This is a genomic window from Sabulibacter ruber (assembly GCF_017355955.1).
Classification (GTDB): Bacteria; Bacteroidota; Bacteroidia; order Cytophagales; family Hymenobacteraceae; genus Nibribacter; species Nibribacter ruber_A.
The window spans coordinates 1,425,822-1,443,753 of sequence record NZ_JAFFID010000001.1; the positions used below are offsets into that span (position 1 = coordinate 1,425,822).

At 47.7% G+C, this 17,932-nt stretch carries 12 protein-coding genes; 5 read left to right on the top strand and 7 right to left on the bottom strand.

All coding sequences use genetic code 11. The features are described 5' to 3' along the window. Nucleotides 1-42 precede the first annotated feature (42 nt). From JT719_RS05865 to JT719_RS05880, 4 genes are all read left to right on the top strand, one after another. Nucleotides 43-1,200, top strand: coding sequence for an adenylate/guanylate cyclase domain-containing protein (locus tag JT719_RS05865; protein ID WP_207431563.1), 1,158 nt, complete (start codon nt 43-45; stop codon nt 1,198-1,200). Nucleotides 1,201-1,708: 508 nt separating this feature from the next. Further along, complete coding sequence (locus tag JT719_RS05870; RefSeq protein ID WP_207431568.1) at nt 1,709-3,541, top strand: tetratricopeptide repeat-containing sensor histidine kinase; 1,833 nt, start codon at nt 1,709-1,711, stop codon at nt 3,539-3,541. Nucleotides 3,542-3,776: 235 nt separating this feature from the next. Continuing rightward, nucleotides 3,777-5,024, top strand: a complete 1,248-nt coding sequence (locus JT719_RS05875) for an MFS transporter (protein WP_207431570.1) — start codon at nt 3,777-3,779, stop codon at nt 5,022-5,024. A gap of 39 nt (nt 5,025-5,063) precedes the next feature. Further along, a complete protein-coding gene (locus JT719_RS05880) occupies nt 5,064-5,576 on the top strand; it encodes a GNAT family N-acetyltransferase (RefSeq protein ID WP_207431571.1) in 513 nt (170 codons plus the stop codon). Between the two features lie 291 nt (nt 5,577-5,867). On the opposite strand, the gene JT719_RS05885 is transcribed toward JT719_RS05880, so the two are convergent. From JT719_RS05885 to JT719_RS05905, 5 genes are all read right to left on the bottom strand, one after another. Next, entirely contained in the window at nt 5,868-6,434 is a 567-nt protein-coding gene (locus JT719_RS05885) for a hypothetical protein (protein WP_207431573.1), read from the bottom strand. A 97-nt stretch (nt 6,435-6,531) separates the two neighbouring features. Beyond that, entirely contained in the window at nt 6,532-6,891 is a 360-nt protein-coding gene (locus tag JT719_RS05890; RefSeq protein ID WP_207431575.1) for a hypothetical protein, read from the bottom strand. A 95-nt stretch (nt 6,892-6,986) separates the two neighbouring features. After that, complete coding sequence (locus JT719_RS05895; protein ID WP_207431577.1) at nt 6,987-7,421, bottom strand: hypothetical protein; 435 nt, start codon at nt 7,419-7,421, stop codon at nt 6,987-6,989. Nucleotides 7,422-7,773: 352 nt separating this feature from the next. Further along, nucleotides 7,774-9,465: a RagB/SusD family nutrient uptake outer membrane protein gene (locus JT719_RS05900; protein ID WP_207431578.1), complete on the bottom strand. Its 1,692-nt coding sequence runs from the start codon at nt 9,463-9,465 to the stop codon at nt 7,774-7,776. A 17-nt stretch (nt 9,466-9,482) separates the two neighbouring features. Beyond that, the gene (locus tag JT719_RS05905; protein ID WP_207431579.1) at nt 9,483-12,470 is read right to left on the bottom strand and encodes a SusC/RagA family TonB-linked outer membrane protein; all 2,988 of its coding nucleotides are present in this window, start codon (nt 12,468-12,470) and stop codon (nt 9,483-9,485) included. A gap of 1,410 nt (nt 12,471-13,880) precedes the next feature. On the opposite strand from JT719_RS05905, the gene JT719_RS05910 reads away from it, so the two are divergent. After that, nucleotides 13,881-14,885, top strand: a complete 1,005-nt coding sequence (locus JT719_RS05910) for an alpha/beta hydrolase (RefSeq protein ID WP_207431580.1) — start codon at nt 13,881-13,883, stop codon at nt 14,883-14,885. Between the two features lie 282 nt (nt 14,886-15,167). On the opposite strand, the gene JT719_RS05915 is transcribed toward JT719_RS05910, so the two are convergent. After that, complete coding sequence (locus JT719_RS05915) at nt 15,168-15,959, bottom strand: rhamnogalacturonan acetylesterase (RefSeq protein ID WP_207431581.1); 792 nt, start codon at nt 15,957-15,959, stop codon at nt 15,168-15,170. Between the two features lie 78 nt (nt 15,960-16,037). Then, the gene (locus tag JT719_RS05920; protein ID WP_207431582.1) at nt 16,038-17,795 is read right to left on the bottom strand and encodes a glycoside hydrolase family 28 protein; all 1,758 of its coding nucleotides are present in this window, start codon (nt 17,793-17,795) and stop codon (nt 16,038-16,040) included. Nucleotides 17,796-17,932: the final 137 nt, after the last annotated feature.

Sequence of the window (17,932 nt, forward strand, 5' to 3'; positions counted from 1 at the left end):
CACCAGTAAGCAAACAGACCACCTCTTATCCCCTTTACCATTATGGAAAACATGACCTTGGAACAAGTTGCTTCCCCACTCACCGAAGTCTCTGAAAAACCTTCCATTCTTTACATAGATGATGAAGAGGATAATCTGGTGGTTTTTAAATCGGCGTTCAGGAGACACTACAATGTGCATACGGCCAAATCTGGCGAGGAAGGACTGGAGATCCTGAAATCGCTGGATGCCAGCCTGGTGATCACAGACCAGCGCATGCCTCGCATGACCGGCGTTCAGTTCTTGAAAAACCTCCCGGATGAAAAGGACATGATCCGCATGATCCTGACGGGTTACAGCGACATGGAGTCTGTTATTGACGCCATTAACACCGGGCAGGTGTACCGCTACATTGCCAAGCCCTGGGACAAAGAGGAATTAAAAATCACCCTGGACAATGCCATAGAGGCCTTTCAGTTGCGCCGCAAAAACAAACAATTGATTCATGAGCTTCAGGAGGCCAATGAAGTGCTGGAGCAGAAAGTGGAGGAACGCACCCAGCAGGTGAACCTGCAGAAAGAAGAGATTGAAAAGCTACTGTTGAATATTTTGCCGGTAGAAGTGGCCAACGAACTGAAAGAAAAAGGAGCAGCCACGCCCCATTACTATGAGAGCGCCACCGTTCTTTTCACTGATTTCATAGGGTTCACCAAAATTGCCGAGGGGCTTAGCCCCAATGAACTGGTGTCTGAGCTGAACGCCTGTTTTCTGGTCTTTGACTCTATTATAGAGAAGAACAACCTGGAGAAAATCAAAACCATTGGGGACTCTTACATGTGCGCCGGCGGCATTCCTGTTCCAAACAAAACCCATGCGGTAGACGCCATTTTAGCCGCCATAGAAATACAGGATTATATGAGGCGCTTCAACGATGAAAGGGAGGCAAAGGGATTAGTTAGGTGGGATTTGCGCATTGGCATTCACACGGGCCCTCTTGTAGCAGGCGTAGTTGGCAGCAAAAAATTTGCCTATGACATCTGGGGCGATACCGTGAACATTGCCAGCCGCATTGAATCCTGTGGCGAACGAGGCAGGGTCAACATCTCTGAGACAACCTTTGAGGCCGTGAAAGAATGGTTTGGGTGTCTTTACCGCGGAAAAGTGCTGGCTAAAAACAAAGGCGAGGTAGACATGTACTTTGTGGAAACCAAACTAAGCTAAAAAAACCAAATCAGATAACTCCCCTACTCCACCCTTTTACACCTCCTTTTCAGAAAGTAGCCCAGAATCAGAAGCACCTTAGGTTTCTATTTTAAGAAAGAAGCAGTTGCAGCTCAGCCCTTTCTTAAAAGAAAAGCCTAAGGTGTTTTAGTTTCTTCTGCGTTCTGAAACCGACGATAGGTGCTCTATCGCACGATATTCAGGAACACTGGTCTACTTTCCGGGCGGCAATCGCTGTCATACTAGCTACCTCCTGGCTCCAACCAGACAAAGCCCGTCTCGTTTAGAGGCTACTTTTTATAAACCAGCTCCAAACGGACATTTGATAAACATAATAAATGAACATCGTTCTTGGTTTTAAAATACAGAACGCGTACATTATACAATTAAAACAAATAATATTACTTTATCAGGCCATGAATTTACTCAAATAGCGCCTTACAGGAACTATTCAACTGACTGTAAAGTATTTACCAAAATAGCAGACACCAAACCTAACACAAGCATCATGAAAGTAGCAATGTATCTGGTGCTCACTGTATTTCTGCAAATTTCAGCCTTTGCGCACCAAAAGCCGCTGGATCATCTTAGGGACCTTTTGAGATCAGCAAAAGATACCTCCCGGGTGAACCTACTACTGCAGTTAAGCAATGCCTACCAGGGATTAAACCATACCAAAACGCTTGAATACGCTTCAGAAGCGTTGAAACTTTCCAGAAAGCATCACTTTTCCAAAGGAGAGGCCTACGCCTTGAGCAGCATAGGGTTGGTGTATGTAAACCAGGGAAACCACACTCTGGGCCTGCGCTACTGGAACCAATCTTTAGAGCGTTTTAATAAACTAAGCGATGAGGTAAGAGCCAGTCATCTCCTAAACAACATTGGGGCACTGCACTCGGTACTGGGCAAAGATGAGCAAGCCCTGGTGTATCACCAAAAAGCGAAGATCCTGGCCGAATCCGTCGCCGCTACCCGCGAGGTGGCCCAGGCCTTGAATTACATTGGGCACCTGGAGGTAAAAGGCGGCCAGGCGAACCAGGCCCTGACCACTTTTGCCAAAGCCAGAAGCCTTGCCCTTTCCTTGGGAGAAACCGGGGAATTAGCCGAGGCGTACGCGGGCATAGCCCAGGCCTACGGCAAGCTCTCTGACTATGAAAAAGCCTTCCATTACCATAACCTGCTGCTGGAAGTACAGGACACCCTGGCCCAAACAGGCCCTGTAAATAAACTTTCTGAGCTTACCGTTCCCAGCGTGCCGGTGAGGCAACAGGCGCATATCAGCCTGGCTCTGCATGAGTTTGATCTGCAAAAAATCAATCTGCATCAACAGCCTATGCAGAAAGCCCTGCTCATTGGGTTGGTTTTCCTGATATTGGCAACGTTTGTTTTGTTTTCCTTTCGCACGAAGGAAGAAGCCAACCAGCTGCTGCAGGTGAAGAATGCGGTCATTGATGCCCAAAAGCAGGAACTTGAACGCCAACGCACCTACCTTGAACAGACATATAAAAGCCTGGTCCGCACCAAAAAGAAACTAGCCCAGACAGAGAAAATGGCCTCCTTTGGTCAGTTAACCGCCGGGGTAGCGCATGAGATCAACAATCCTATCAACTTTGTGTCGGCGGGCATAGACTCCCTGCGGGTAAATTTCTCCGATATCCGGGAAGTGTTCACCCGGTACATGGCCCTGAAACCCGGTGCCGATAACACAAAACAGTTGCAGAAGCTGGAAAAGCTGAAGAAAGAACTGGAAGTAGAAGAGTTGATTGAAGAATCTGCCCAGCTTCTGAACTGCGTAAAAAACGGTGCCACCCGTACCAAAGAGATTGTAAAAAGCCTTAAAACCTTCACCCGCTTGGAGGAAAGCAGCCTGCAAAAAGCCGATATCCATGAGGGCCTGGATTCTACCCTGGTCATCCTGAGCACGCAACTCAAAGACCACATCAAGGTACAGCGAAACTATGGGCAGGTACCTAAAATAGACTGCCACCCAGGTTTGTTGAACCAGGTGTTCATGAACTTACTCAGCAATGCGGCCCAGTCTATGGAAGTCGGAGGGACCATCACCATCACTACTTTCCAGGAGAAGGAGGAAGTAGTGATTCAGATTGAAGACACCGGAGTGGGCATGTCAGAGGAAGTGCAGCAGCAGATCTTTGAGCCCTTTTTCACCACCAAGGCCGTGGGCGAAGGAACGGGTTTAGGGCTATCAATTTCTCACGGCATCATTGAAAAGCACCGGGGTACCATCCTGGTTGATTCCCAAATTGGCGTAGGCACCCAATTCACCATCCGGCTCCCCTTGACTTCCCCTGCCACCGACAAAAAGTTTGTTGGGGTGTAACCCCCTGAATGATCATTGCTGGCCCTCTATCCTGCTTCCTTGTGAGGCAAGATAGAGGGGTTTTCTATGCAAATTCGTTTCAGACCAGCTTCAGGGAAAATACCCCGGAAACACGCTGACGGCTGCGGTTTCTTAGCTCTCCTTTTGCAGATCGGATTTACCCATACAATCTATTGAAATAAGGTTTTCCGAATCTGTTGATTCTTCGGACCTTTGTCGCGCGAAAATAATTACTGTGGATGCTTCTTTAGAAACCCCGAAGCCGTCTCTTTTGAAGAACGTGGCTTTGGGTATTGCTCAAATTTTGCTGTGGGGTGGCTCTTACTTTATCCTATCGGTGCTGGCAGAACCGATCATGAAAGAAACCGGTTGGACCTACCAGATGGTTTATGGCTGCTTGTCGGTGTCGCTGTTAGTTTCAGGCTTGTTGCTGCCCAGCATAGGGAAACTAATCAGCTCTAGTGAGCGAAACTTTGTCTTGCAATATGCAGGCGTGGTCATGGCCCTGGGGTTGACGGTTCTGGGTTTGTCAGAGCACTTTCTCCTGTTCCTGCTGGGTTGGACCATCATTGGCGTTGCCATGGGGATGGGCTTGTATGATGCGCTGTTCGCTTCGATTGGCAAAAACTATGGAGAGCATACAAGCAAAGCCATTGTTCAGGTGACCTTAATTGCCAGCCTGGCTCCTACCATTTCCTGGTCTCTTGTATCAATGTTGGAGAGTAGTTTCAACTGGCGTACTACCTGCTTTATCTATGCGGCCATCTTATTGCTGACCATCTTTCCCATTCATAGCTATGTCTTTCCTTCGGCAAAAAGCACGGCAGCGAATCCACATGAGGGAAATCAAAAGAAAGCAGGTACAAAGGAACTGTACAGATCAAAGATCTACTATTTGCTGCTCATCAATTTCACATTAGGCGCAATCCTGACAACCGGAATTGTAGTGCACCTGATAGATATTCTTCTGGACAAGAAGCTGGCAATGGCAACTGTGCTCAGCATTGTTGCCTTTCTAGGGCCAAGCCAGGCAGGTGTTAGGGTATTGAATTTAGTTTTATCCAACATCACGCCTGTCAAAACCGCCATCGTCTCGGCTTTCGCCAGTGTAGCGGGAATTCTTTTGTTTTTCCTGGATCCCAGGGGGGCATTTCTTGGAGTAATCTTCTTTGGGATGGGCAATGGAATGCGCTCTATCCTAAGAGGGACCTTGCCTTTATCTGTCTTCGGGCAAGAGCATTATGCGGTAATGATCGGGCAATTAGCTCGTTTACCTCTGATTGCCCAGGCCCTGACGCCTTTTGCAGGTGGTTTTCTGATTCAGCAGTTTGGTGTTACAGTCTTTCTTTACGCATTTCTGCTCTTAGCCTGTATAAACATCATCCTCTGTTATATGATACGGAAAGCATTACTCCAGCAGAAAACAGACCAGGAATCAATATTGGTTGAGCGTATACCAACCGATGTATCCTTAAGCAGCTAATCACTTTTACAACTTACAGTATTTGAATACACATTAAGAATGGAATACACCTTCAGAAAGGCAACCCAGGCAGACCACTCCCAGATTTGGGAGATTTTGCAGGGAGCAATACTTCGCAGAAAGCAGGACGGCAGCAATCAATGGCAAGACGGCTACCCCAACCCGGATGTGGTACAAAAAGACATTGAAACCGGAGCGGGTTATGTTTTAACCGTAGGGGAAACGGTTATTGGTTATAGCGCTCTCATGATCAACAACGAGCCAGAATACGCCAAAATCATAGGACAATGGCTCACAAACGATGATTTTGTAGTGGTCCATAGGGTAGCGCTTGCAGAAGGATACCTTGGGAAAGGGTTAGCCAAGAAAATCTTTGGGTTTATAGAAGAGTTTGCCCTGAGTAATAATATACACAGCATCAAAGCCGACACCAATTTTGATAACCTAGCCATGATGTCAATTTTTGACAGACTGGGGTATGTCTATTGTGGCGAGGTGTATTTCAGAGGAAGCCCTAGAAGAGCCTATGAGAAAGTTTTAACCACCCCCTAGTAAAAGCAAATGCCCTTACATCTCACCCCGTTGGTATCTTACTGCAACAGGTTGCCAACGGGGTGATTATACAACCAGATAGCGGTTACGCTGTGAGAAGGGGTCGTTTTAAACCAATTCACTGTCCGTCTTAGCCAATGACAGTGAACAGTAAAAAGCTTGAATAACCTACAAAACACCCTGAATCTTCTGAAGGCTAAACATCTTTCTCAAGACTTTCTAAGGTTTTAGACTTCCAGTTATTATGAGATTCCATCTTTTATACTAACCGTTGGCAACTGGCTTTCTTTTCTATTTGGTTGAAATTACGACTAATCCGTTTTTACCGTTCTCTCCATAAAGCTGCCTGGAAACGGGCCTTCTAATAATGTTTATTCCTATAACATCCGCTTTTCTTAAGTTTTTCAACACAGGTCCACTTTCTGAATTTTTAATTAGCTGTCCATTGATTATCAAAACAGGGAGTTCTTCTGGGCTGCTGAGGTTAGATGCACTCCGGGTAAATTCTCTTTTTGCCTTAGAGAAGCTCTCGCGTATCGTTTTTTTGTTCTGGTTACCTTTAGTAGTCAACAGCGTAATTCCTCTAGGTGGGGCGCAGATAACTAAGTTTTCAGCGGTAGCTTTATCAAAGTAGTCTATCTGTATCAAGTCGGATTGTGAGTAGGAGCTTAACTTCTTATCAATTGAGTCCGCATCAACAAGATGTCCATTCAAAATATATAGACCGGTGCTATCTATGCTTGAATCCGGAAAAGTTCCTGCAATCCACCTATCGACATACGTTTTGCTCAACGTTTGACCAAAGGAATCAGTAATCCCAACTGCATATAAGGTAAGGAAAAGAAATACTGACTTCATCTGATTATCTATATAGCTTGTTGCCAACGATCTCGTATAACCGACGCGCGTGGCCGTCGGCCACAGGTTGACGTTACACATTGTTAGGCACGTTATTTTATAGTTTTATTGCTGTTTTATTTCCGTCAGGGTCAATCCAGTTTATGGTCAAGCCATTAATGTCTTTTATTCCTAATCCATCAAGTCGGATTTCAAATGAGTTGAGGGCCTTTTTGAGAGCAACTTGTTTCGCCGTGACCACTAATACTTTCTTGTCGTTGTTAGCTTTGGCTTCAACTTTATAAATAATTAGAGTTGAATTTCTAGATGAGTTCTTTGTCGAGAAAACTAATGTGCTGTTCTCTAATTTTACTTGTGGAGGTTCTGCCATTTCATTATAATATACTCCTTGCTTAGCTAAAGAGCAAGAACTTAGAATGACTGTTATTATGAATAAAATTAAAGCATGTCTTACCATAATTTATTTTTCTACTATAATGTACCCAAACGGACTGGGCTAAACGACGGCTGCAGGCCGTCGGTCTGCAGCCGTCGTTTAGGTGTTGTTAGCGGTTAGAAGTTTTTCTTCAATTCTCTGTTTGCTACTTTATAGAAGTATCTAATCGCATTATTGTCTCCGCCCACATATACCTTCATCTTTTTGCCGTCTTTTTTTACAGCTTCCAGGAAGGACGCATAAGTAAGTGATTTAGATAAGTCCTTGTATGTAATTGTGTCTATATCCTTATAGTAAACGAAATTCACCTCGTTTTTTCTCTTGTCGCGTTTGTCTATCCAATAAGAAGCTAATCTTTTGTCCGATATAAAGTTTCCGCTCGTTTTGATGTCCATTTGAGAGTCGAAGAGAATTATTTTCTCTTTCTCATCAAGTATGCCAAGACCTTGAATATAACTTATTTCATCTTCCGTCAATTCTGCACCTTTTTTAATCCCGAAATCACATGACGAAAGCAATACTAAAAGAAATAGTGGAAGAATTTTCATCATTCAATATTTATCTTTTACCGCTAACTTTCATATAAAAGGAGCAATTCCAGTTATTGGTACTTTGATCAGAGCTTTTCATGCAGCTTAACCTTCTATCAGTGACCAATGTAGGCATTATTTAAATACAGAAATGGGCTTAAGTACCTTTGACATGAAGGAGCCATTAGGGTAGATCTAAGTAAATTACTTCCTGCATGCTACCTTTATCAAAGTAACACAGAATAACTGCTTGCTTAAAAGTATCTGAAACAAGAGACTTTCTCATGCATCTCCTACCTGGCATGATCAACTCTTAAGTTCACTTTTGCCTTAAAATCAAAGCGGGAGATGTTTTCATCTCCCGCTTTGATTTCTAATTGTAACCATCATTCTGGGTAAACTCACTGGGGTTGGTGATCACGTCTAGTTGCGCCTGAGGAATTGGCCTTAGCATATGGAACGCCTGGATATTAGTGGCGGCATCTGGGTTGTGGGCTTTTACGCGTTCTACCAATTTGTTTGTGCGCTTGAGGTCAAACCAGCGTTGCTGCTCACCGGCCAGCTCCCGGGCGCGCTCATCCAGGATGAAATCTACCGTTAGCTGTTCGGCAGTAATCTCCATTTCGGCTTGTTTTCCGGGCAAGGCTGCCCGCCTGCGGACGGCATTGATGAACGGCAAGCCATCGTTGGGTCTGCCCTGCATCAGTTCTGCCTCGGCGGCAATCAGGTACATTTCGGCTAACCTGAGCACAAAATGGTCTCTGCGTCCCTGCTGCTGAGAAATGGTCAGTCTTAACGGATCCAGGAATTTCTTCAGGGACATGTAGCGGTCCCGCACCATGGGCGCTCCATCTGGCGCATAGGTCCGGCTGCGGTCAATAATAGTATAAGGCTTGGCATCCTTCACCGCAGCAGGTACCACGTACTTGGTAGCATAGATGGCAGTGTCCCCTGCCTTGAAAGTAACGTCTTTCTGTGCTCCGGTAGAGGTGGTTACTTTATAAGTACCAGGTCGGTTAGAATACCACACCGTTTCAAAAGTGGCATTGAAACGGGAATCTTTGGTTTCATCAAACAGATCTAACAAATAAGCAGTAGGCATAAACCGTGAAAAAGGTCGGCCATACCGGATGTCCCGCTGCATGCCCGGAAGCTGGTCATACGTCATCAGGAACATCATATGTGAGTTGTTACCACCATCGCGCAGCAGGATATCATCTGCGGTGGCACTGGTTAGCCCGTCAAACTCCCGGTTCAGGATCAGGTCGGCGGTGAAGTTCACAACAAAGATGGCCTCCGGATTTTTGATGTTAGCGATGTTCCAGAGCCCTTCATAGGTTGGCACCAGGCTGAAACCATAGTCATTGATCACCTTTTTGGCAAGAGCAGCAGCCTCTGCATACTGGCCCCGGTACAGATGCATTCTGGCTTTGAACGCCTCTGCAGCTGGTTTGGTCACCCGGCCGTACTGGTTGGTGGTAACCGGAAGGTTATTACTGGCAAATTCCAGGTCCTGGAAAATCTGGGTGTAAAACGCCTCCACAGGCGTGCGGTTGGCGGTGGTTTGCACACCAATGGTCTCGGTGGTAGACAGGTGAACGCCTCCCCAGGTTTCCACAATGTGCCACAGGTAAAAGGCTCTCAGGAAACGGGCCTCCCCTTCACGCACCGGCTTCAGGTTATCGGCCAGCGGCGACTGAGGTATTCTGGCCACGGCCGCATTACAGGCATTCAAGGCCGCGTAGAACCGGGTCCAGTAGAAGTTGAGGGCTGTGTTGGCACCAGATAAGTCTGAGTTATACAAGGCGATGGGTGGGCTTTCCATCCCGCTGCCACGGGTAAAAATATCGGTGCCCAGTTCAGAGATAGCAATGCCATTTTCTTTCCCGTACCAGAACCGCATGGGGGTGTACAGCGAGTTTACCAAGCTTTCAATACCCTCTACGGTGTTGTAATAGCTATCGGCAGTGAGTCCCGAGACGTTTTCTTCTTTCAGGAATGATTCGCAAGAAGGGGTAGCCAGCAAACTCACCGGCAACAAGATTTTATACAATAACTTTTTCATGATTTGCCCTCCGGTTCTTAGAATTCAACATTTAAACCAAACACCATTTGTCTTGTCATCGGGAAGCTTAGTGAGCCGCCTCTTTCCGGGTCATAGGGTTTGATCTCGCTGTACAGGATAAAGTAGTTTTTAGCGGTTACATAAGCTCTCAGGCGGGAAAGTTTCAGCCCACTAATCAGCGTTTTAGGGAAGTTATATGCCAACGTTAAATCCCGCACCTTCGCGAAAGAACCGTCTACATACTGTAGGGTGGTGTAGTACCGGGTACTGGCCCGACTGGTGCTGGCATTTGGCCTTGGGTAGGCGTTGGTGGGGTTTTCAGGGGTCCAGTAATCTACCATGGGGCCATTTTCCAACCCGTCTACCTTGTAAGAACCGGCGGCCTCACTAATAATGGTCTGACCCACGCGGGCGTACACCATCACCGAAAGATCAAAGTTCTTATAGCTGAAACGGTTGGTCACCCCTAAGGTCCAGTCAGGAACTCCGTTTCCTATTACCACCCGGTCTGCTGGGGTGATTACCCCATCGCCGTTCTGGTCTTTCACTTTGATATCGCCAGGCTTCTGCTGGTTTTTAAGGGCTTGTTCTTCTTCGCCCAATTGCCAGATACCTATTTTCTCATAGTCATAGAAACTGTTGATAGGATGGCCTACGTGCAAGCCAAAAGTACCAAAGCTCAAATCACGTTCTACGCCATCTCCCAGATACCGTACTTCTTCTTTGTTTCTGGAGAAGCTGAAATCAGAAGTCCATCTGAAGCCATCTACTTTGTCCAGGTTTACAGTGCTCAGTTGTAACTCTACCCCCCGGTTCCGTACTTTTCCAATGTTGTCAATCACTCGCTCATACCCAGAAGTAGTAGGTAAAAGGCGTTCCAACAAGAGGTCCTTGGTATCTTGCTGATACATGTCTAAAGTACCAGTAAGTCTGTTATTAAAGAATCCGAAATCTAACCCTACGTTGGCAGTGGCGGTAGTCTCCCAGCTAAGGTTGGGGTTGGAAAGCGCACCAGGATAATACCCATATGCTGGGGTTTCATCCCAGGCGTAAGTGGACCTGCCTAAACCACCCAAGGTCATGTAGGGACTTATCTGGCTGTTCCCCGAAACTCCATAGCTTACCCGTAGTTTTAAATCTGTGATGGAATTTACATTCTGCAGGAAACTCTCTTCTTTCAAGATCCAGGCTACGGAAGCAGATGGGAAGTAATCCCACTTTTTACCGGTAGCAAGCACTGAGGCTCCGTCTGTGCGCATTACCAATGTGAACAGGTATCTGTTCATCAATTTATAGTTCAGCCGCGTAAAGAAAGAGGCCATGCTTCTTTCCACCAGGTTACTTTCCAGCTGGTAGGCCGATTGTGAAGCGCCCAGGTTATAGAATTTCAAGGTAGAGGATAACACGTTTCTGCCCTGTGCAGCAAACAACTCGGTTCTTTCGCCCCAAATGCTACTTCCCAGCAAAACGGAAATTTCATGTCTGTCAGACAAAGCCTTGGTATAGTTTGCGAAGTTCTCCCAGGTGAATCTGGAAAAATTACCTAACTCAGCCCGGGCCAGAGAAAGGCCATTAGGACCAGTATCAATGGTATTGGTGGCGGCAAACAAGCCGTTTCGGGAGCTGGATTGGTCAATTCCAAACCTAGAGGTAATAGTCAGGTCTTTGATAGGGTTGTAGTCTACTGACAGGTTCCCGAAGAACCGACGGTTGATTTCATTGTTTTCAAAGGCGCCAGGCTGCTCATCTACCAGAGCGTTCAGGGTGGAAGCATCGCCTACCGGGAACACCTGAAAGTTGCCCTCATCATCATAAGGCCTACCCAAAGGACTCATCTTATTAGCCTGGTTTAACGGATCTCGTCTGAAATCCTGATCTCTTTGCGCATACAACAAACTGGTACTGATCTTAAGATTGTCCAGCAACTTATATCCAATGTTCAGCCGACCGCTGTACCGTTTTAACTGGTCCATCTTTAGCAGACCCTTTTCATTGAAGTATTCAGTAGACAGATAGTAGGTTAACTTGTCTGAGCCGCCGGAAATACCAATCTGGTGATTTTGCTGACTACCAGTGCCCAATAGTTGATCGGCCCAGTCTGTCCAGATTCCGTTTCTGAAGTTATCAAACTGAGCGGGTGGTAGAATCTTCTCGTCATCGGCTGGAGAACTCCACTCCCCAACGGTTCTGCGGGCTTCCCGTCTCAATTGTACCCACTCCGGTCCGGTCATGATGTCTGCGTAGCCATTCAGTGTTTGAATGCCATAGTAAGAGTTGAGGGTTACTTTTGGCTTACCTGCTGCCCCACTTTTGGTAGTGATGAGGATTACGCCATTGGCCCCTAAAGACCCGTAGATAGCGGTAGCGGTGGCATCTTTGAGCACCTCCATGGAGGCTATGTCATTGGGGTTTACATCCAAAGGTCCATCGTAGCGGATACCGTCTACCAACACCAATGGCCGGTTACTGGCATTCACCGATCTGTTCCCCCGGATACTTAAGTTCAACGAAGCACCTGCCTGACCGCTGGCAGTGGTCAAATCCAAGCCTGGTACTTTCCCCTGCATCACTCCCAGGGCATTGGTCACAGGAATGGCCGTAAGGTCCTCGCCCCTAACCGATGCCACAGAACCCGTTACATCAGATTTCTTGACGGTACCATAGCCAATTACCACTACTTCGTCAAAGGTTTTGGAGTCTGAAGCCAGGATCACGTTGACCGTTGACCGGTTATTGATAGGCACCTCCTGGGTTTTGAACCCCACGTAAGAGAAAACCAACGTACCGGCTTCAGAAGGCACGCTCAGGGTATAGGTGCCATCCACCCCTGTTGCGCCTGCAGTTGAAGTACCTTTCAGGAGAACGGTTACCCCAATCAAGCCCTCTCCTTTCTCATCTACAACTTTCCCCTGTACGGTTCGGCCTTGAGCGGTTGCAAAGGTAGTGAAGGCAAATACCAGCGGAATCACCAGTAGGTACCTTAGCCCAAGTAGAATACTTCTCATAGGTTAAACATTTTAAGTGGTTGATTGATGTTGTGTTTGTAAATCTTCTAGTCCTAGGGAAAACTTTTAACAGGGTTTCCTATAGCTGACTATGCCTAGTGATTGGTCATGCTCTGAAACTGATAAAATGCAATCGTTTGCACATAACAAGCAGTGACAAATAGCGTGGTAAGACAATAGCGAACTTGCCAGATCCATTCTTAGCAGGCTAAAGCCAATTGAAACCAAGAGCACTAGCCAATTGAATTAAACCTACATAAGCAATCAGGTAACCATGCCTCTTAAACTGGCATTTTGGTCTTGCTACTTAATTCAAAAATCAGATACATCTATACCAGAATCTTGATAAAAAGAATGATTAACTAGCAATTACCGTCTAACAGCAAAGACTTTGATGAAAACAGTTTTCCTTAAGTGATGCTTTAAGGAAACTAACGGGAGCGTAGTGGAATAGGGCTCTGAAAGGAAAATGGCTTCATAGAGGAGCCTTTTCTCTTGTTACTACTTGGACCAATGGCTTGGACGTGTACCGATTCTGTACCGAAGGCGTTAACCGTTAGGTGCACTTGTTGAGAAAGAAGGTGTAAAACGTGATTCATTGTTCAACGGGTCTGAATAATATAACTCACTTTTAAAAGAACGCTCCAAATCTCCTGTCAGCTGGAAGTTTTCTTGTTTCGGAATCCCTTAGAGTTTCATGGGCTTCCAGTTCAACTTACCTTTTGCTGACATACCTATCAGTTCATTTGATCTTTTCAGCAACCTGCTATTGCAATAACTTTCATTTAGAGAGAAGGAATATTGGGCAAACGATTGCACAGACCAGTAAAAAAAAGAGGGTCGCCAACCTTCTTTTGATTTTTTCTACTAGTCTAAAGTTAATTGTTATTTTCATAAATGACAATCATAAATCCCGTTTAATTTGAAAATTTTCTAAAAACCCACTTCATTCGCTTGAAATCCGGCTAACAAATGTTTGGAATATAGCTAAACAACTTCCTAATATGTAGAACGGTTCAGGTCCAAGGCGGCGCAGTAGAACTTTTCAGAAGCAAAACACCAGTTTGCGGTTGAGGGCTGTTCGAGAGGAATTTCCATCCTAAACAATTGCACCTCGCTTTCATAAGAGGCCTTTGCAAACCGGATGAGGCATTCACCGGAGTAGGTGCACGCGAACATAGCTGCTGATAATGGTACCTCAGGACCGAACGAGAATAATGCAGCAGGAAGATGTTACCAGCATTTACAATCCATTGATATTCCACAGGGTTCAAACAGATGAAGGCTGTTAGGAAGGAATAGAAGGAAAATTATAGCGAGCTTTCAGCCTATTTTTCTGAAATTAGGCCCTAAGAGCGGGATTCTTGCCTGCATCTACCCTTATCGGGGTAGCCCGAAATCTACTTCCGCATGAAAAAACTACTTCTGGGGTTTATCCCCCTTCTGCTTACAGGTGCGCCGGCGGTGGCCCAGATGACCTCGGGCGTCACCGGTAAACAGGATACCAGTTTCTCCAACCCCGGCGCTTACCGGCAAGCGAAGAAATACCACTCCAATATCCCCAACCTGAAGCTGGTGGAGGAATTCAAATTGCCTACGGTGCAGGAGAAGCGGAACATTGTCTACTGCCAGATGGGCGACCGCGCCCTGTCACTGGACGCTTTTTACCCCAAGAAGAAAACGAGTGCCAAAACCCCGGCCATTCTGCTCATCCATGGCGGGGGCTGGCGCAGCGGGAACCGGCAACAGCACATTCCGCTGGCCCAACGCCTGGCCGATCTAGGCTATGTGTGTTTCACAGCCGAATACCGACTTTCCACCGAAGCGCTCTACCCAGCAGCCGTCCATGACCTGAAAGCCGCTGTGCGCTGGATCAGGGCCAACGGGAAACAGTTCAACGTGGATACCGCAAAAGTCACTGCCCTTGGTTTCTCGGCGGGCGGACAACTGGCGGCTCTTTTGGGCGCCACAAACCAGAAACCCGCTTATGAAGGAGAAAACTGTCTGACCAAGGTATCCAGCCAGGTGCAGGCCGTTGTAGACCTTGACGGAACGCTTTCCTTTGTGCACCCGGAATCCGGCGAGGGCAACGACGCCAAAGGCATCTCGGCAGCTACGTACTGGTTTGGGTACCCTAAAAAGGAGAAGCTCGCCCTGTGGGAAGAAGCCTCGCCATTGAACCAAGTGGGCCCTACCGCTCCGCCCTTCCTGTTCATCAATAGCTCCGTAGACCGCATGCACGCCGGCCGTGACGATTTCCGCAAGATCCTGGATCAGCACAAGATTTACTCACAGGTGCATACCTTCCCCGATTCCCCGCATACTTTCCCGTTGTTTGATCCATGGTTTGAGCCTATGGTAGGCTACATTGACGCGTTCCTGAAGAAGGTGTATGCACCGAAGAAAAAGGCTTAGGCTGATTCTTTGAAACTGAAGAGCGATTCTGGGCTGTTTTGCGCAAAACAGCCCAGAATCGCTCTTCTATTATAGCGCGGAAGTTACTTCCGTGCCTTGTTGGCATGAACCTTATAAATAGTTAGAAAGGCACGGAAGTAACTTCCGCGCCATATTTGGCCATAGATGGGGATTATCGCTACTGACTTATCTAAGAAGTTCAAGCTAAAAATCGAAACGGGGCTGTTTTCTGGAAAATAGCCTCGTTTCGATTTTTTAATTTTAAAGAATTTACAACCGGCTTTACTTCAGTGCCTTCATTCCCTGGAATACTAGGCGGGCTACTTCTTTGGCGCCTTCGGGTTGGAAGTGGGTGTTGTCTTTCTGCCCCTCGGGGTAGTTTTTGTATTTGCCGGCGGGCAGGTTCATGAAATAGTTATTGGTCACAAACTCCTGGCCTTTCTGGGAGAAAGAATCAATAGAAAGCTGCTGCAGGTCAATCAAGGGCACGTTCAGCTCTTTGGCCACGTCCTTCACTGCCTGCGGATATTCGCCGTGCACGTTCCCGATTCTGCCGTCTTTCCAGGGATAGTTGCGGGTCACGGGCGTGAGCAGAATGGGATACGCGCCTTTCTCGCGGGTCTGGTTCACGTACAGGCGCAGGAATTCTTTGTAGCCCTGGATGTTCACGTACCGCTCGGTTTTGTCCACCGCCGCATCGTTGTGGCCGAACTGGATCATGACCACATCGTTTTTCTTCAGGTCTTTGTACACGGCGGCCCAGCGTCCCTCCTCAAAAAAGGTGCGCGTGCTGCGGCCGCCCCGGGCTTTGTCCAAAAGGATGACGCTGTCGGCTTTGATGAGGCGCTTTACTTTAGCCAGGCTGTCTTTCACCAGGAACGGTTTGAACATCTGGCCCCAGCCCATGACCGGGTAGCGCTTGTTCAGGTAATCCTCGCCATCGTAATCAGAATAATCCGCCACGGTGGAGTCCCCGATGAGGTACACGCGCACGATGTTTTTCTTGAAAGGTGCAAACGACATGGCTGCCACGCAGCCCACCAGGAAAAGAACGAGGGATAATCTTCTCAGCATGTAGGTTCTGTTTTTAAGCTGTTTTTGCGAAAAGGGCATGAAAAAGGGCACGCTTGCACATGCCCTCTCCATAATGAATTATTGCATTGAGACGGCCGCTTTCCCCAGGTCTTTGCCTTTGGAAATTTGGGTGGCGGCGCTGGTGAAGTCTTTGTTGTTCAGCTTCACGTTTTTGGTCAGAGGACCCAGGACTTTCACCGCCGGTTCATTCGTTTGGTTAAAGGTAAGTCCCTGCACGTTGATGTCTTTGCTGTTGTAGATGGTCAGGGCCGGACCTTTCTCGGTAACTACTTTCACGTTCTTCAAAGCAATGCCCGTTGCATCCACCGCCGAGATTCCTCTCCTGGCTTTCAAGTACGCGTTTTCAATGTTCACGTTTTGCAGGTTCATCTCGGGCAGACCTTGCAAGGCCACGGCTTCATCGGCACCCGATACGGTGATGTTGCGCATCCAGATGTTTTTGAACGAGGGGGTTTCCTCAGTCACCGGCACCAGTTTCTCCACGCGGGCCTCGGTACCGGCTTTCTGGTCTTCCTCCAGCACCGGCGAGTTGCCGCCGTAGAACAAATTAAAGCTGATGGCTTGGGTAGGAATGTTGATCATGTCAATGTTGGAGATCCAGATGTTCTCCACTACGCCGCCGCGCCCACGGGTACTTTTGAAACGCAACCCGATGTCGGTGCCCATGAAGGTACAGTTAGACACGTGCACGTTTTTCACGCCACCACTCATCTCGCTACCCACCACAAACCCGCCGTGGCCGTGGTACACCACGTTGTTTTTCACGATCACGTTCTCAGTAGGCACGCCTCTCCGGCGACCGTCTTCGTCTTTCCCCGATTTCACGCAAATGGCATCGTCGCCCACGTCAAAGGTGTTGTTGTAGACCAGCGCGTTTTTGCAGGACTCCAGATCCAGGCCGTCGCCGTTCTGCGAGTACCAGGGGTTGCGCACGTTCAAATTCCGAAGGATAATGTCCTGGCACATGAGCGGGTGCAGGTTCCAGGCCGGCGAGTTCTGGAAGGTAGGTCCATCCAGCAGCACGGTTTTGCAGTTCACCAGGCTCAGCAACACGGGGCGCAGGTAGTCTTTCACGGCCTCAAACTCTTCCTTGGTTTTGAAGTTGGGCACGTTGAAGTTGTCCTTGGCATCAGCTTTCTTAGACTTCTCGGTGGGGTACCAGGTCTTCCCGTCATCGCTCAACACCCCGGTTTTGGTCAAAGCTTTCCACTGGGCATCAGTCATCTTGCTTTTCTTCACCGGTCGCCAGGCATCGCCGTTTCCGTCAAACGTACCCTCGCCAGTAATGGCCACGTTCTCCAGGTTCATACCCGAAATGGGCGACTGGCAACGGTAGGTATCCAGCCCCTCGAAGCTAGTTTTGATCAACGGATAATCATCAAAATCACGGCTGAAGATGACCATGGAACCCGCCTCAGCATGCAGATCAATGTTGCTTTTCAACACGATAGGCCCGGTGAGCCACAGACCCCGCGGGATGATCACGTGCCCTCCGCCTTTGGCCGCTACATCAGCTATGGCCTGCTCAAACGCTTGAGTGTTTTTGGTAATACCATCGCCCACCGCGCCGTATTTGGTGATGGGCACGCTGTAGTTGGGGTACTTGGTTTCTTTCACTTTGGGCATGTCAAACTCAATGCCCTCGTAAATGGTAGCGGCTACGCTGGCGCTGGAGAAGTTACGGCCGGTAGTGGCTTCTGCGCTGCTGTTAATGGCACTGGCCGCCGGGGCGGAGGATTGGCGTTGGCAGGAGAACTGAAACGCGCTCGCCAGCCCCAAGGCCAATAAAAACCTGCTCTTTGCTACATTCTTCATGATGGTATGTTTACTCTTTAACTTCTATTGATGGCTCCGCAGAGGAGTTTTAAATAATCGAACTTACTTCTCTCTCATTTGTCATCCTGGAAGGACCTTGTGGGCGAACTAGAACTGCTCTTCTCCACCGCCTCTGC

Excerpts from the sequence above, each read along its gene's own strand:
- JT719_RS05895 (WP_207431577.1), bottom strand. The coding sequence starts at position 7,421 with ATGATGAAAATTCTTCCACTATTTCTTTTAGTATTGCTTTCGTCATGT.
- JT719_RS05870 (WP_207431568.1), top strand. The coding sequence starts at position 1,709 with ATGAAAGTAGCAATGTATCTGGTGCTCACTGTATTTCTGCAAATTTCA.
- JT719_RS05900 (WP_207431578.1), bottom strand. The coding sequence starts at position 9,465 with ATGAAAAAGTTATTGTATAAAATCTTGTTGCCGGTGAGTTTGCTGGCT.
- JT719_RS05905 (WP_207431579.1), bottom strand. The coding sequence starts at position 12,470 with ATGAGAAGTATTCTACTTGGGCTAAGGTACCTACTGGTGATTCCGCTG.
- JT719_RS05915 (WP_207431581.1), bottom strand. The coding sequence starts at position 15,959 with ATGCTGAGAAGATTATCCCTCGTTCTTTTCCTGGTGGGCTGCGTGGCA.
- JT719_RS05885 (WP_207431573.1), bottom strand. The coding sequence starts at position 6,434 with ATGAAGTCAGTATTTCTTTTCCTTACCTTATATGCAGTTGGGATTACT.
- JT719_RS05910 (WP_207431580.1), top strand. The coding sequence starts at position 13,881 with ATGAAAAAACTACTTCTGGGGTTTATCCCCCTTCTGCTTACAGGTGCG.
- JT719_RS05890 (WP_207431575.1), bottom strand. The coding sequence starts at position 6,891 with ATGGTAAGACATGCTTTAATTTTATTCATAATAACAGTCATTCTAAGT.
- JT719_RS05865 (WP_207431563.1), top strand. The coding sequence starts at position 43 with ATGGAAAACATGACCTTGGAACAAGTTGCTTCCCCACTCACCGAAGTC.
- JT719_RS05880 (WP_207431571.1), top strand. The coding sequence starts at position 5,064 with ATGGAATACACCTTCAGAAAGGCAACCCAGGCAGACCACTCCCAGATT.
- JT719_RS05920 (WP_207431582.1), bottom strand. The coding sequence starts at position 17,795 with ATGAAGAATGTAGCAAAGAGCAGGTTTTTATTGGCCTTGGGGCTGGCG.